The organism is Pseudomonas defluvii, assembly GCF_001695625.1.
GTDB lineage: Bacteria > Pseudomonadota > Gammaproteobacteria > Pseudomonadales > Pseudomonadaceae > Aquipseudomonas > Aquipseudomonas defluvii.
Genome location: NZ_MBPN01000018.1, coordinates 18559 through 33113, shown reverse-complemented (window position 1 = coordinate 33113; position 14555 = coordinate 18559). Strand labels below are relative to the sequence as shown.

Annotated in this window: 12 protein-coding genes and 1 riboswitch; of the genes, 2 read left to right on the top strand and 10 right to left on the bottom strand. The window is 60.6% G+C overall.

Going from position 1 to position 14555, the window contains the following annotated elements; genetic code table 11:
* Positions 1–88: 88 nt before the first annotated feature.
* From parC to EKA13_RS07335, 8 genes are all read right to left on the bottom strand, one after another.
* Positions 89–2347 carry a DNA topoisomerase IV subunit A gene (gene parC, locus EKA13_RS07370; RefSeq protein WP_065758738.1) on the bottom strand — a complete coding sequence of 753 codons (2259 nt, stop codon included), beginning with the start codon at positions 2345–2347 and terminating at the stop codon, positions 89–91.
* A gap of 10 nt (positions 2348–2357) precedes the next feature.
* Positions 2358–2876 carry a retropepsin-like aspartic protease family protein gene (locus EKA13_RS07365; RefSeq protein ID WP_065758737.1) on the bottom strand — a complete coding sequence of 173 codons (519 nt, stop codon included), beginning with the start codon at positions 2874–2876 and terminating at the stop codon, positions 2358–2360.
* Entirely contained in the window at positions 2873–3859 is a 987-nt protein-coding gene (locus tag EKA13_RS07360) for an esterase-like activity of phytase family protein (protein WP_065758736.1), read from the bottom strand. The genes EKA13_RS07365 and EKA13_RS07360 overlap by 4 nt, the downstream gene beginning before the upstream one ends.
* Positions 3856–5760 carry a DNA topoisomerase IV subunit B gene (parE, locus tag EKA13_RS07355; protein WP_065758735.1) on the bottom strand — a complete coding sequence of 635 codons (1905 nt, stop codon included), beginning with the start codon at positions 5758–5760 and terminating at the stop codon, positions 3856–3858. The genes EKA13_RS07360 and parE overlap by 4 nt, the downstream gene beginning before the upstream one ends.
* Before the next feature lie 36 nt (positions 5761–5796).
* Positions 5797–6405 (bottom strand): YqiA/YcfP family alpha/beta fold hydrolase, encoded by a 609-nt coding sequence (locus EKA13_RS07350; protein ID WP_065758734.1) that lies wholly within the window; start codon positions 6403–6405, stop codon positions 5797–5799.
* Between the two features lie 107 nt (positions 6406–6512).
* A complete protein-coding gene (cpdA, locus tag EKA13_RS07345; protein ID WP_065758733.1) occupies positions 6513–7328 on the bottom strand; it encodes a 3',5'-cyclic-AMP phosphodiesterase in 816 nt (271 codons plus the stop codon).
* A gap of 84 nt (positions 7329–7412) precedes the next feature.
* Positions 7413–7865 (bottom strand): DUF1249 domain-containing protein, encoded by a 453-nt coding sequence (locus EKA13_RS07340; RefSeq protein ID WP_065758732.1) that lies wholly within the window; start codon positions 7863–7865, stop codon positions 7413–7415.
* On the bottom strand, positions 7856–8473 hold the full coding sequence (locus tag EKA13_RS07335; RefSeq protein ID WP_065758731.1) for an NUDIX domain-containing protein: 618 nt from the start codon (positions 8471–8473) through the stop codon (positions 7856–7858). Before EKA13_RS07335 ends, EKA13_RS07340 begins: the two co-directional genes overlap by 10 nt.
* A 187-nt stretch (positions 8474–8660) precedes the next feature.
* On the opposite strand from EKA13_RS07335, the gene EKA13_RS07330 reads away from it, so the two are divergent.
* Positions 8661–9407, top strand: coding sequence for an RsiV family protein (locus tag EKA13_RS07330; RefSeq protein WP_065758730.1), 747 nt, complete (start codon positions 8661–8663; stop codon positions 9405–9407).
* Here the strand turns inward: EKA13_RS07330 and cytX are convergent.
* Positions 9376–10713, bottom strand: coding sequence for a putative hydroxymethylpyrimidine transporter CytX (cytX, locus tag EKA13_RS07325; protein WP_425415165.1), 1338 nt, complete (start codon positions 10711–10713; stop codon positions 9376–9378). The genes EKA13_RS07330 and cytX overlap by 32 nt on opposite strands.
* A gap of 100 nt (positions 10714–10813) precedes the next feature.
* The gene (thiC, locus tag EKA13_RS07320; protein ID WP_065758729.1) at positions 10814–12700 is read right to left on the bottom strand and encodes a phosphomethylpyrimidine synthase ThiC; all 1887 of its coding nucleotides are present in this window, start codon (positions 12698–12700) and stop codon (positions 10814–10816) included.
* A gap of 154 nt (positions 12701–12854) precedes the next feature.
* Positions 12855–12960: riboswitch (TPP riboswitch) on the bottom strand.
* Positions 12961–13114: 154 nt separating this feature from the next.
* On the opposite strand from thiC, the gene EKA13_RS07315 reads away from it, so the two are divergent.
* A complete protein-coding gene (locus tag EKA13_RS07315) occupies positions 13115–14545 on the top strand; it encodes a TolC family outer membrane protein (protein WP_065758728.1) in 1431 nt (476 codons plus the stop codon).
* Positions 14546–14555 lie beyond the last annotated feature (10 nt).

Here is a 14555-nt window from a genome sequence, read left to right as displayed (position 1 = left end):
CGCCTATCATCCGCGAATATGCGGCGTGACTCCAGCATTTGTGCCGTATACCCGACCAAAAAAGCCGGGTATGCGGCCCACGAGCACACTAGCCAAGGCTCTCGACCAGCAACGCGTCAACCCGCTGGAAACCACGTGGCAGCTTGCTACCGCGCCGCCCTCGCTCACCCTTGTAGTGCTCCAGGTCATCAGCCTTGAGAGACAGGGTACGCTTGCCGGCCTGCAATACAAGGGTTGAACCCTCAGGAACGACCGCCAAATCAGTGACGTACTCTTCGCGGCTAGCAACCCGCTCACCTGGAATACCAATGATTTTATTGCCCTTTCCTTTGCCTAACTGCGGCAAGTCGCTGACCTTGAACACCAGCAACCGACCTTCGGTCGTGACGGCTGCCAGCCAATCCTGCTCACGGTCGGCCAACGCACGCGGCGCAATGACCTTGGCACCATTGGGCAAGCTGAGCAGCGCCTTGCCCGCCTTGTTTTTGGCCTGCAGGTCTTCGCCCTTGGCCACAAAGCCATAGCCGGCATCGGAAGCGATCACATACAGCGCGTCATCGTCAGGCAGCAGCACGCACTCAAAAGTAGCCCCTGGCGGCGGTGTCAGTCGGCCGGTCAGCGGCTCTCCCTGCCCCCGCGCCGACGGCAGGGTATGAGCCGCCACCGAATAGCTGCGGCCTGTCGAGTCGATGAATACCGCGAATTGGTTGGAACGCCCCGCAGCGGCAGTCTTGAAACCATCGCCGGCCTTGTAGGAAAGCCCCGTTGCATCGATGTCGTGACCTTTGGCGCAACGCACCCAGCCCTTCTCCGAAAGCACCACGGTAACCGGCTCGGTCGGCATCAACTCGTTTTCCGAGAGGGCCTTGGCCTCGGCACGCTCGATGATCGGCGAGCGGCGATCATCGCCGTAGGTCTCGGCATCCTTGATCAGTTCCGTGCGCACCAGCTTGCGCAGCTTGGATTCGCTACCCAGCAAGGCGATCAGGCGAGCCTGCTCTTTGGCCAACTCGTCCTGCTCATTGCGAATTTTCATTTCTTCCAGCCGCGCCAGTTGGCGCAGGCGGGTTTCGAGAATGTACTCCGCCTGGGTTTCGGTCAGGCCGAAACGGGCGATCAGCGCAGCCTTCGGCTGATCCTCGGTGCGGATGATATGAATCACTTCATCCAGGTTGAGGAACGCCACCAGCAAACCTTCCAACAGGTGCAGGCGCCGCTCGACCTTGTCCAGGCGGAACTGCAGACGACGACGCACAGTACCAACCCGGAACTCCAGCCACTCGCTGAGCAGCGCCCGCAGGTTCTTGAGCTGAGGGCGACCGTCAAGGCCGATGATGTTCATGTTGACCCGGTAGCTGGACTCCAGATCCGTGGTCGCAAACAGGTGCTGCATCAACTCGTCGAGGTCGACCCGGTTGGAGCGGGCGATGATCACGATCCGGCACGGGTTTTCATGGTCAGATTCGTCCCGCAGATCGGCCACCATCGGCAGCTTCTTGGCTTGCATCTGCGCGGCGATCTGCTCCAGCACCTTGGCGCCGGAGACCTGATGCGGCAACGAGGTAACGACGATATCGCCATCCTCGATGCGGTAGACCGCGCGCATGCGCACCGAACCACGACCGGTTTCGTAGATTTTCAGCAGGTCGGCCCGTGGCGTGATGATTTCCGCCTCGGTCGGATAGTCTGGGCCCTGGATATGCTCACACAGCTGTTCGACGGTCGCTTTCGGCTCATCGAGCAGCCGCACACAGGCACTGGCCACTTCGCGCAGGTTGTGGGGCGGCACGTCAGTCGCCATGCCCACTGCGATACCGGTGGTACCGTTGAGCAGAATGTTCGGCAAACGTGCTGGCAGCACGGCAGGTTCGTCGAGGGTGCCGTCAAAGTTCGGCACCCAGTCGGCGGTACCCTGGCCCAGCTCACTGAGCAGTACTTCGGAGTAACGCGACAGGCGTGCCTCGGTGTAACGCATGGCGGCAAAGGACTTCGGATCATCCGGTGCCCCCCAGTTACCCTGGCCATCGACCAGTGTGTAGCGGTAGCTGAACGGCTGGGCCATCAACACCATGGCTTCATAACAGGCCGAATCGCCATGGGGGTGGAATTTGCCGAGTACATCACCAACGGTACGTGCCGATTTCTTGTGCTTGGCGTCAGCGTCCAGCCCCAGCTCGCTCATGGCATAGACGATACGTCGCTGCACCGGTTTCAGGCCATCGCCGATATGTGGCAGCGCACGGTCCATGATCACGTACATGGAGTAGTTGAGGTAGGCCTGTTCGGTGAAGTCAGCCAGTGACCGGCGCTCTACGCCATCGAGGCTGAGATCAAGGGAGTCGCTCATGCGGGCCTCATCATTTCAAGGTCTGGCGCAGCAGCAAGGTGCCGCTGCGCTGGGTAAATTCAAGTCGTTTCAGGGCACTCATGCCCAACAGCACCTGCTCGCCGCCTAGCCCCGGCACCACCAGGGCACGCACATCGAGCAAGCGAATATCGCCCAACTGCAGTTCGTCCAGCCGCGTGCGGTAACCCTCTGTACGGCCATTGGCAGTGCTCAGGGTGACCGGAGCGCCGCGCTCAAGACCGAGCCGGGTTGCCAGACGCTCGGGGATGGCCACATCGGTCGCCCCGGTATCCAGCATAAAATGCACCGCCTGACCATTGATCTGGCCATCGGCAACGAAGTGACCCTGGCCATTACCGACCAGTTGCACCTCGATGTAATCCTCGCCCCGCACCGAACTGACGACCTTGTTCGGGTTTTCCTGACGCTGCTCCCACTGCCCGAAAAAGCGTGTCGCCAGAAACAGACCGGCGGCCCACGCCAGTATCAGGAACACCCGACCGGCACGCTTGCCCGGGGCCTGGCTCATGGCTTGGCGCTCCAACCGTCCTTGGGCGCAGCAAAACGCCAGACGATCGGGCGGCTTTCGCCATCCGCACGGCTGCCACCATTGTTATCCAGGCCTACCCAGGCACCTTCAGCGTCGATCACCAACGCTTCAGCCAGGCCGAAGGGTTGTGAATAGCGACGCGGCTCCGTCAAGGCTTCAGCTGCAAACGACCAGCAGCGCTCGACCACGGCCGTGGCGGGGTCTCGGCGGCAGATTCGAAACGCATTGCGCTCCAGGGTGAACAGCTTGTCATTGAACAACGCCAGGTCGGCAAAATCACGCTCCCAGGCTTTCGCGTTGGGCATCTGCTCCGGCTGAAGTTCAGCCCCGCCTTCACTGAGCAATACACAACCGCCATTGCAGTCCCAGGTCGTCTGCTGTCGTTTAATCAACAGCAGACCGCGCCTTTCGCGCTCGGCAGCCAGCCAGATACGGTCACCGGACGGGTTGACGGCAAGCCCCTCAAACAAGGCATTGAAGTGCAGCAGCATGCCACTGCCACGGGCCTGACGAATAACGCCGGGGTCAATTTTCAACCAGTTTGGCACACCATCAACCGGCACCTGAAGTACGGCCGCATGGGCCTCGCTGACCAGGTACTTGTTGCCAGTGGCGTCACAGCTCACGGCTTCGAAATCAATCGAGCCACCCCGTACCCAGGACGCAGCCCAATTACGCATGCGCACTCCCCAAGGCAATGCACTGTTCGGCGCAGGGGGCAACACCATCGTGCTAGCGATGGACTGCCAGACGGGCGCCGAGGTGTCCAGGCGGTACAGCAGGTCATCATCACGATCCGAAATCGCCCACAGGTCCTTGCCACACAAGGCCAGGCCCGAGAGGTTGCCGCCACGCATGCCGTCGACAGGATGCTCGGCCTGGAGTGTCAGTTCCGGCCAGGGCGCAGCCAGCGTCGGCAAGGCGAAAAGCAGCAGCACGCTCGCCAACAGCGAACGAATCAAGCCATGACCTCGGCCAGATTCCCTTTGGTTTCCAGCCAGTTTTTGCGGTCGCCCGCACGCTTCTTGGCCAGCAGCATGTCCATGATCTCGCTGGTTTGCGCGAAATCATCCAGGGTCAGTTGAACCAGGCGCCGGGTGTTTGGGTCCATCGTGGTTTCGCGCAGCTGTGGCGGGTTCATCTCACCCAGACCTTTGAAGCGGGTCACCTGAGGCTTGCCACGCTTCTTCTCGGCGACCAGGCGATCGAGAATGCCATCGCGCTCCGCCTCGTCGAGGGCGTAGTAGATCTCCTTGCCCAGGTCGATCCGGTACAACGGTGGCATGGCGACGTAGACATGGCCCGCCTCGACCAGCGGACGGAAGTGCTGAACGAACAACGCGCACAGCAAGGTGGCGATATGCAGGCCGTCCGAGTCGGCGTCGGCCAGGATGCAGATCTTGCCGTAACGCAGTTGGCTCATGTCACTGGCACCTGGATCGACACCGATGGCGACTGCAATGTTGTGCACTTCCTGGCTGGCCAGGACTTCACCACCATCGACCTCCCAGGTATTGAGGATCTTCCCGCGCAACGGCAGGATCGCCTGGAACTCCTTGTCCCGTGCCTGCTTGGCCGAGCCGCCTGCCGAATCACCCTCGACCAGGAACAGTTCAGCGCGCATCGGGTCCTGCCCGGCGCAGTCAGCAAGCTTGCCGGGCAGGGCCGGCCCTTGAGTGACACGCTTGCGCTCAACCTTCTTGCTCGCCTTGAGGCGACGCCCGGCGTTACTGATCGCCAGTTCGGCCAGTTGCATGCCCAGCTCTGGGTGGGCGTTGAGCCACAGGCTGAAGGCATCCTTGACCACGCCGGAGACAAACGCAGCCGCCTCGCGGGAGGACAGGCGTTCCTTGGTCTGCCCGGAGAACTGCGGTTCCTGCATTTTCATCGAGAGCACAAAGGTAATGCGCTCCCAGACATCTTCGGGGGCCAGCTTGACCCCGCGCGGCAGCAGGTTGCGGAACTCGCAGAACTCCCGCATGGCGTCGAGCAGGCCCTGACGCAGGCCGTTGACGTGGGTACCACCCTGAGCGGTCGGGATCAGGTTGACGTAGCTTTCCTGAACGCTGTCGCCGCCTTCGGGCAGCCACAGCAAGGCCCAGTCCACGGCTTCCTTGTTACCGGCCAGGCTGCCGCAGAACGGTTCGTCCGGCAGACGCAGGTAGTCGCTGACCGAGTCGACCAGGTAGGAACGCAGGCCGTCTTCGTAGTGCCACTCGACTTTCTCACCACTGGCCTTGTCCTCGAAGCTGACCAGCAACCCCGGGCACAACACCGCCTTGGCCTTGAGCACATGCTTGAGGCGGCTGATGGAGAACTTCGGCGAGTCGAAGTACTTTGGATCGGGCGCGAAGTAGACGCTGGTACCCGTGTTGCGCTTGCCGACCGTACCGACCACTTCCAGCTCGCTGGCCTTGTAGCCGTCGGCGAAGGTCATCTGGTACTCGTTGCCATCACGCTTGACCTTGACCCGAACCTGACTGGACAAGGCGTTGACCACCGAAATACCGACCCCATGCAAACCGCCGGAGAACTGGTAGTTCTTATTGGAAAACTTACCGCCCGCGTGCAGTTTGGTCAGGATCAGCTCGACCCCGCTGACCCCTTCTTCAGGGTGGATGTCCACCGGCATGCCACGACCGTCATCCGAGACTTCCAGAGAATGGTCGGCGTGCAGGATTACCTGAACCGACTTGGCGTGCCCGGCCAAGGCCTCGTCGACACTGTTGTCGATGACTTCCTGAGCAAGGTGGTTCGGCCGGCTGGTATCGGTGTACATGCCCGGGCGCTTGCGCACAGGGTCAAGGCCGGAGAGGACTTCGATGGCGTCTGCGTTATAGGCGCTAGCGCTGGGATTGGCCATGGGTTCTCGTCGTCATTCGTAGGTAAAAATAAGCAATCAAAATACAGAAAAATCGAGCGCTTGATACTGTTTCGGCGCAATTCCTGCAAAGTTCAGCAAGGCCGGCAAACGTTCGGCGAAGCCCTGGAAGCTATGGTCGCCCCCTGCCTGGATCCGCAAGGCGCATGCCCGGTAGAAGGCTTCGGCACGGCGATAATCAAGGGTTTCATCAGCGGTCTGCAACCAGACCTGGAAGCGCTCGGCATCGCGTGGCGGGGCCACTTCCAGTTCGGCCAATGCATGCACATGATCGACCGTCAGTTCCCATGTTTCACCGGTGTAGAGGTTCTGCTGGCTACCCAGGTAGCCGTCGAACAACTGGTGCGGATTGACTGCCGGGTTGATCAACAGGGCCTTCAGACCGTGGCGCTCGGCCAGGCTGGTCGCATAGTAGCCGCCGAGTGAGCTGCCGACCAGTAATGGCGCACCGAGTTCGGCGATGGCTGCTTCCAGTTGCGCGATTGCCTCACGGGGATGGTGGTGCAGCGCCGGAACCCGAAGCTGTTCCTCCAAGCCCAGCTGCTGCATGACCGCCACCAACTGAGTGGCCTTTTTCGATGACGGCGCGCTATTGAACCCGTGGATATAAAGAATCGAACCCGACATACCACCCCCGCGCATCGACATGGCCCGCACTGCGGGCGCAAAAGCATGCAGTTTAGCGTGTCCGGCGGGCGTTGGATCAGCTTTGGAGACTTCGCAACACTTTGTACTCAGTAACCCGTGCTACCGTAGTCCACCGTGAAGGCAAAATCGCTGACACGGGACACGCCGGTATCGATCTGACCGTTGCCGTGGAGTCGCAACCAGCGGTACCCCGGCGCCTGTGCACCTACGGTGAAGTCTTCGCTGCCTGGCTCGAACTGAATACAGGTGGACGGTGAGGCGAGCAGACGAATGTCACCACGCTGTTCATCCCACTCCTGATGGACATGCCCCCAGAGTACTGCCCTGACCTGTGGATAACGCTCAAGTACGGCGAACAGGGCATCGCCATTACGCAGGCCGATCGGCGCCAACCAGGCGCAGTCAATCGAGACCGGATGATGATGCAGGCAGACCAGATGATGGCGCTCGGGCGCCGTGGCCAGCGCCTGCTCAAGCAATTGCAGTTGATCCTCGGCCAGCAGGCCTGGCACGGCACCCGACACCGCCGAATTGAGCAGAATGACCCGCCAGGCGCCGATATCCATGACCGGTTCAAGCGCATCCGAGCCTTGCGCGGCCTGCGCCATGGGCAAGGGCTCGTCATGATTGCCCGCCAACCAGCGTACCGGTGCAGAAATTTGCTCGCTCATCTGGCGAAACCGCTCGTAGGACGCCTGCGTACCGTCCTGGGACAGATCGCCCGTTGCCAACACCAGATCGATACGTGGCTGCTCGTTCAGCACCTGCCCGATGACCCGCTGCAGGCTGTCACCGGTGTTCATGCCAAGCAGCGTGCTGCCTTCATCGGCAAACAGATGACTGTCGGAAAGCTGGACCAGTAGCACTGAGGCATCACTGGTGGAAGTCGATTGAGGCTGCAAGGCTCGCTCCTGGGGCGGATTCGGCACGATTATGGTGGCGACGAAACGTCGGAGCAAACCCGTTACACGACCGGCTTCACATTTTTAACGTACCGCCGCCAACTCGTGTCCACAGGCCAGGCAGTGGCTCAGCCACTCACCGAGGAACAGGTTGAGCTGAGCCTTTTCATCCGGCTGATGCATCTGCGTGTTCGGATAAGGGTAGATGCTGCGAAAGCGTCGGGCATGCTCAGCGCTGACCACTTCAGCCATGCGCGCATCATGATAGACCTGCACCTCCAACTGCGGCACCGGCAACCAGGGCAGGCTGTGTTCCTGACGTACGCGGAGCGTGGTGGTGTAAGGACAGGCAAGGACAACATCGAGCACCAGAACGCCAAGCATCTGGTCGCCCTGGGTCATACCGATACGGCGCGAGCTTTGGGTGTTGCGCATGTCCGGCAACAGCCGCATCAGGCGCGCATAGTTGGCCTCGCAGGCAGCCTGCAAGCCCACCAGATCGACCCGATAGCGCTCACGCAACAGATTCACGACCATAGCCCCCTGACTTCATCGCGGTTCAACGCCAACCATTGCAAGGCAATGATGCTTGCCGCGTTGATGATTTGCCCATCGCGCACGGCCTGAAGGGCATCCTCGAATGCCCAGACCTTCACGCGAATATCTTCGCCCTCAGCCTCCAAACCGTGCAAGCCACCCGCCCCCACGCTGCTGCAACGGCCAAGGTACAAATGAACGTACTCATCACTGCCGCCCGGCGATGGAAAATACCGCGTCATGGGCCACAGGGCAGTGAACTTCAGGCCAGCTTCCTCCTCGGCTTCGCGGTGTGCAACTTCTTCCGGTTGTTCGTCCTTATCGATCAGACCAGCAACCAGTTCTATCAGCCAAGGGTTCTCAACCTTGCCTATGGCACCGACGCGAAACTGCTCGATCAGCACTACTTCATCACGCTGCGGGTCGTACGGCAGCACACACACGGCATCGTGACGCACAAACAGCTCACGGCTTATCTCCCGCCCCATGCCGCCTGCGAACAGCTCATGACGCAGGCGCACCTTATCGAGCCGGTAAAAGCCCTTGTAGCAGTTGTCCCGTTGAACGATCTCAACGGCGCTGGGCACAGCACTAGCCTTGTCTGTCATGGAAATCCTCATTGCTTCGGTGTACCGCTTGGCGCCATCCTAACGCGCACTCGGCCAGCTTTCACCTCTTTAAAGATACCGGCGAGGCTGCGAGGATAGGCAGCCCGCTGGTCTATTCAGCTTAGTGGCGAACCGAAGGCGCCGCCGACGGTCAAAGCCCGATTACCTTAGCCTTACAGGGACCATCATGACGCTTGCGAAACTGACTTCCGTGGCCGTACTGGCACTGGCGCTGGGCGCTTGCCAAAGCGTGTTCCAGCCCAACATGCGTACGCCACTGGAGGTCAAACGCGAGGCCTGGGAACACATCAAGCCAGGCTGCAACAACACCGACTGCCCGCTGGTAAACATCGACACGATTCACTTCCCGGCACAGCCAAAGCTGGATGCACTCGTCGAGCGGCGCCTGTTGCAAATGACCCAGGACAACAACCGCACAGCACTGCCTGCCTCGCTCAAAGCCTACGAAGAACAGTTTTTGCGTGACGCAGAAAGCCGCAACAGCAGCTACCTGCAAGCCAAGGTACGTGAACAGCATGACGGACTGGTGATCATTGAACTGTCCAGCTACCTGGACACCGGCGGTGCCCACGGTATGCCCGGGCGCGGCTTCATCAACTACTCGCGCCAACAGGACAAGGTACTGACGTTGCAGGACATGCTCCTGCCTGGTCAGGAGGAAGCCTTCTGGCAGCAAGCGCAACTGGCTCACAAGAGCTGGCTGGCGAGCGTCAAGATGGATCAGGACCCGGAGTTCGTGCAAACCTGGCCCTTCCGCAAGACCCCACACATTGCCCTGACGTACGGCGCGCTGGTGCTCAAATATGAGGTCTACACCATCGCGCCCTACTCCATGGGCCACACTGAGCTGAAGATCCCTTACCCGCGCCTGAACGGCATCCTCAAGCCGGAGCTTTTTCCTGGCCGCGGCTGAATACCCCCGCTGAGAGCCCGTACAACAACCCTGCCGAAAGCAATGCCGGCAGGGTTGCGCCGACTTCAGGGTAGTAATTCGCCAGCAGGTGGTAGATCAGCACACCGCCGCACCAGGCCAGCAATGCCCCCCAGTGCAGTGCCCGTATGCTGACGTCCGCACGGCGGCGGCGCCAGATGAAGTGATCCACCAGCACGACGCCAAACAGCGGGGCAAACACCGAGCCAATCAGCAACAAGAAGTTCTGGTACTGCGCCAGTGGCGCAAAACACGCGATCAGTGTGCACACCAGGCCGATGACCAACGCCAGATGCTCGACTTTCAAGGGCAGCAGCAGGCCTGTCGAAACAGCGGCCGAGTGAATATCGGCAAACGCGTTTTCCGACTCGTCGAGCAAAATCAATAACAAGGGAATGCCCAGGCCAGCACCGGCCAGGGCCAACAGCAGTGCATTGGTTTCACCGCTTGGGGCAAATGCCAGGGTGTACGCTACGCCCAGGCTCATCAGCCAGAAGTTACCGATAAAAAAGCCGAGCGCCGTGCCACCGAACACCCGCGAAGCACGCTGACCGAAACGCGAGTAGTCGGCAATCAACGGCAGCCAGGACAACGGCATCGCAATCGCGATATCAAAGCCCAGTGCAAATGACAGCGAACCATCTCCCGTACGTTGCCAGAGGCTGGCCAGATCTGCCTTGGCGAACAGGTTCCAGGTCAGCCACAGGCAGGCACCCAGCAGCAACCAGATGCCCCACTTGCGCAGGATCCGCCGTACGAAGGTCAACGGGCCACTGACGGCCAGCAAGGTCGCCAGGCCACCAAAGAACAGCGTCCAAAGCAACGGACCGGCCCAGAGGCTCCCGTCACCGAACGCCCGCGCCCCTAACAAGCTGGCGGCATCGCGCATGACAATGATCTCGAACGCGCCCCAACCGATCAGTTGCAGCAGGTTCAACAGTGCCGGCAAGGCCGCCCCCTGCCGCCCCAGGCTCAACCGCAAAGCGGCCATGGCCGAGAGGCCGGTATCACTGCCGATGACGCCGACCGCCGCCAGCAACAACACGCCCACGGCCGTACCGAGGACAATCGCCAGTAACGCACCCGCAAGCCCCAGCCCCGGACCAAGCAAGGCGCCGGTCTGCAGCACCATCAGGCCAATGCCAAGGGAAAACCACAGGGAAAACAGGTCACGTGCACCGAAGGTACGCTGATGACTGGGAACAGGATGGTCGGGGGAGTAGTGGCTGGATGTGCTCACGGCGATGGTCTCGACAGGGAGAGAGTCAGGTAGTCGTTTGAATCCCATTGCGGCCAAGCCAACCCCCACAGGCACCGGCATGTGCAGTGTCTGTAGGGGTTGGCCTGGTTGCGAGGCGGTGCGCATGGCGCGCCGCCCCAGGATGTCCTTAGACCTTTTTGTACAACTGGCTGCCTTCCTGGCGGAACCGCTCGGCTTGCTCACGCATGCCTTCCTCGACCGATACATCCAGCGCTTCGATGCGTTGGTTGGCGGCGTACTCGCGCACTTCCTGAGTGATCTTCATCGAGCAGAACTTCGGCCCGCACATGGAGCAGAAGTGCGCGACCTTGGCCGAATCCTTCGGCAGGGTTTCGTCATGGAAGCTGCGTGCAGTGTCCGGGTCCAGGCCAAGGTTGAACTGGTCTTCCCAACGAAACTCGAAGCGCGCCTTGGACAAGGCATTGTCACGGATTTGCGCCCCCGGATGGCCCTTGGCAAGGTCGGCAGCATGCGCGGCGATCTTGTAGGTAATGATGCCGGTCTTGACGTCATCCTTGTTCGGCAGGCCCAAGTGTTCTTTGGGCGTCACATAGCAGAGCATGGCGCAGCCAAACCAGCCGATCATCGCCGCACCGATACCGGAGGTGATGTGGTCATAGCCAGGAGCGATGTCCGTGGTCAGTGGGCCGAGGGTATAGAACGGCGCCTCGTCGCAGCACTCCAGCTGCTTGTCCATGTTCTCTTTGATCAACTGCATCGGCACGTGGCCAGGGCCTTCGATCATGCACTGAACGTCGTGTTTCCAGGCGATCTTGGTCAGTTCACCAAGGGTTTCCAGCTCACCGAACTGCGCTTCGTCGTTGGCGTCGGCAATCGAACCCGGACGCAGGCCGTCACCCAGCGAGAAGCTGACGTCGTAGGCCTTCATGATTTCGCAAATTTCGTCGAAATGGGTGTAGAGGAAGTTTTCCTTGTGGTGCGCCAGGCACCACTTGGCCATGATCGAACCACCACGACTGACGATACCGGTCACACGCTTGGCGGTCAGTGGCACGTAACGCAGCAGCACACCGGCGTGGATGGTGAAATAGTCCACACCCTGCTCGGCCTGCTCGATCAAGGTGTCACGGAACAGTTCCCAGGTCAGGTCCTCGGCGACACCATTGACCTTCTCCAATGCCTGGTAGATCGGCACGGTACCGATCGGAACCGGCGAGTTGCGGATGATCCACTCGCGGGTTTCATGAATGTGCTTGCCGGTTGACAGGTCCATGACAGTGTCCGAACCCCAGCGAATACCCCAGGTCAGCTTGGCCACTTCTTCTTCAATGGACGAGCCCAGGGCACTGTTGCCAATGTTGCCGTTGATCTTCACCAGGAAGTTACGCCCGATGATCATCGGTTCCAGTTCAACGTGGTTGATGTTGGCCGGAATGATCGCACGGCCACGGGCAATTTCCTCGCGGACGAACTCCGGGGTGATCTCTTTCGGAATACTGGCACCGAAGCTGTGACCGGCGTGCTGCTGGTTGAGCAGGCCTGCGGCACGGGCTTCTTGCAGCTTCATGTTTTCGCGAAGGGCAACGTACTCCATCTCGGCCGTGATGATGCCCTTGCGCGCATAGTGCATCTGGCTGACGTTGGCACCGGCCTTGGCCCGACGCGGGTTTTTGACGTGGGCAAAACGCAGTGCGGTCAGCTCCGGGTCACTCAGGCGTTGCTGGCCGAAATGCGAGCTGAGGCCGTCGAGGCGCTCGGTGTCGCCACGGGCTTCGATCCAGGCCGAGCGCACGTCGCCCAGGCCTTTACGCACATCGATCACCACGTTCGGGTCGGTGTAAGGGCCCGAAGTATCGTAGACCAGCACCGGAGCGTTAGGCTCGCCACCGAAGTCGGTCGGCGTGTCGTCCAGGCTGATTTCACGCATCGGCACACGAATGTCAGGGCGCGAGCCTTCGACATAAATTTTGCGCGAACGGGTAAAAGGTTGCACGGACTGCTGATCGACCTGAGCCGATTCACTCAGGTTGGCGTATTTTTCTTGTTTACTCATCACAGGCTCTCCAGACGGCATCCAGCGGTGGAATGTCGGAGTGAACCTGAAAGGCACGGACGCACCAGGACTGGTGCTGTGCCATAGTCGGCGATGCCTGGCAGCCTGAAGCTGACTCGACATTCCCGGACCCTGGCACAAGAGGGCTCGCGGGAAGGCGAGCAATCTTGTTCCCTACGCAGGCGCTAACCTGATCAGGTTCAACGGGATCCGGAATTATCCGATCTCAGCCTCAACACAAGGCACCCCGACAAGAACCGGGTCAGTCTAGACTGGAGTGACGCGTAAAGCCACCACTGTAAAACTGCGTACGATCAATGGCGGATATGGCAGATTGTTGCAACATGCCAGCGCAACTACACTGCACTACGCTCTGAGACTAAGCGACTATCTAACTCGTTCAAGGATTGCCCTATGCTGCGCAAACTTTCACTGGCCCTTGCCGTGTCTTGTGCTACCAACGGAATGGCCTGGGCAGCAGAAGCGCCCTTGTCCGCAAAGACCGACCTGGTCAGCGTTTATCAAGAAGCAGTCAACAATAACGCCGACCTGGCAGCGGCCCAGGCCAACTACGGTGCTCGCCGCGAAGTCGTACCCCAGGCGCGTGCCGGGCTACTGCCAAACCTCTCGGCCGGGGCCGAAATGCAGAGCACCCGCACCCAGTTCGATGAACCCTCGACCACCTCTAACCGTAGTGGCAACTCGTGGCAAGCGACCCTGTCGCAGCCGATTTTCCGTGCCGACCGCTGGTTCCAGTTACAAGCGGCACAGGCCGTCAATGAACAAGCAGCACTGGAGCTTTCGGCTACCGAACAGAATCTGATTCTGCAGAGTGCAGACAGCTATTTCAGCGTGCTGCGTGCCCAGGACAATCTGGCGGCGACCAAGGCCGAGGAAGCCGCGTTCAAGCGCCAGTTGGACCAATCCAACGAACGCTTTGACGTGGGCCTGTCGGACAAGACCGACGTACTGCAGTCCCAGGCCAGCTATGACACGGCACGGGCCAACCGGATCCTTGCCCAACGTCAGGTCGAAGACGCCTTCCAGGCGCTGATCACCCTGACCAACCGTGAGTACAACGCGATCCAGGGCATCGTCCATACCCTGCCCGTGCAGGTGCCGGTTCCAAACGACGCCACCGCCTGGGTCGATACCGCCGCCCGGCAGAACCTGACCTTGCAAGCGACCAACTATGCCGTCAGCGCCGCGGAGGAAACCCTGCGTCAACGCAAGGCAGGGCATGCCCCGACGCTCGATGCAGTGGCCAACTACCAGAAAGGCGACAACGACAACCTGGGGTTCAGCAACCCAACGCCAGGTGTCCACTACGGTGGCGATGTCGAACAACGCAGCATTGGCCTGCAACTGAACATTCCGATCTACAGCGGCGGGCTGACCAGCTCGCAGGTGCGCGAGGCCTACCAGCGCCTGAACCAGACCGAACAGCAACGCGAGAGCCTGCGCCGCCAAGTGGTGGAAAACACCCGCAACCTGCACCGTGCAGTGAACACCGATGTGGAGCAGGTGCAAGCACGCAAGCAGTCGATCATCTCCAACCAGAGCGCACTGGAAGCGACTGAGATCGGCTACCAGGTCGGGACACGCAACATCGTCGACGTACTCGATGCCCAACGTCAGCTGTACACCTCGGTGCGGGACTACAACAACACCCGCTACGACTACATCCTCGACAACCTGCGCCTCAAGCAAGCCGCTGGCACACTGAGCCCGCAGGACCTGCAAGACCTGACGCGCTACCTGAAAGCCGACTACAACCCGGACAAGGACTTCCTGCCGCCAGACCTGGCCAAGGCCGCACAAGCGAACTTCGAGCGCCGCCCCTGACCGCATCACC

Excerpts from the sequence above, each read along its gene's own strand:
- parC (WP_065758738.1), bottom strand. The coding sequence starts at position 2,347 with ATGAGCGACTCCCTTGATCTCAGCCTCGATGGCGTAGAGCGCCGGTCA.
- EKA13_RS07365 (WP_065758737.1), bottom strand. The coding sequence starts at position 2,876 with ATGAGCCAGGCCCCGGGCAAGCGTGCCGGTCGGGTGTTCCTGATACTG.
- parE (WP_065758735.1), bottom strand. The coding sequence starts at position 5,760 with ATGGCCAATCCCAGCGCTAGCGCCTATAACGCAGACGCCATCGAAGTC.
- EKA13_RS07350 (WP_065758734.1), bottom strand. The coding sequence starts at position 6,405 with ATGTCGGGTTCGATTCTTTATATCCACGGGTTCAATAGCGCGCCGTCA.
- EKA13_RS07340 (WP_065758732.1), bottom strand. The coding sequence starts at position 7,865 with ATGGTCGTGAATCTGTTGCGTGAGCGCTATCGGGTCGATCTGGTGGGC.
- EKA13_RS07335 (WP_065758731.1), bottom strand. The coding sequence starts at position 8,473 with ATGACAGACAAGGCTAGTGCTGTGCCCAGCGCCGTTGAGATCGTTCAA.
- EKA13_RS07330 (WP_065758730.1), top strand. The coding sequence starts at position 8,661 with ATGACGCTTGCGAAACTGACTTCCGTGGCCGTACTGGCACTGGCGCTG.
- cytX (WP_425415165.1), bottom strand. The coding sequence starts at position 10,713 with ATGGGATTCAAACGACTACCTGACTCTCTCCCTGTCGAGACCATCGCC.
- thiC (WP_065758729.1), bottom strand. The coding sequence starts at position 12,700 with ATGAGTAAACAAGAAAAATACGCCAACCTGAGTGAATCGGCTCAGGTC.
- EKA13_RS07315 (WP_065758728.1), top strand. The coding sequence starts at position 13,115 with ATGCTGCGCAAACTTTCACTGGCCCTTGCCGTGTCTTGTGCTACCAAC.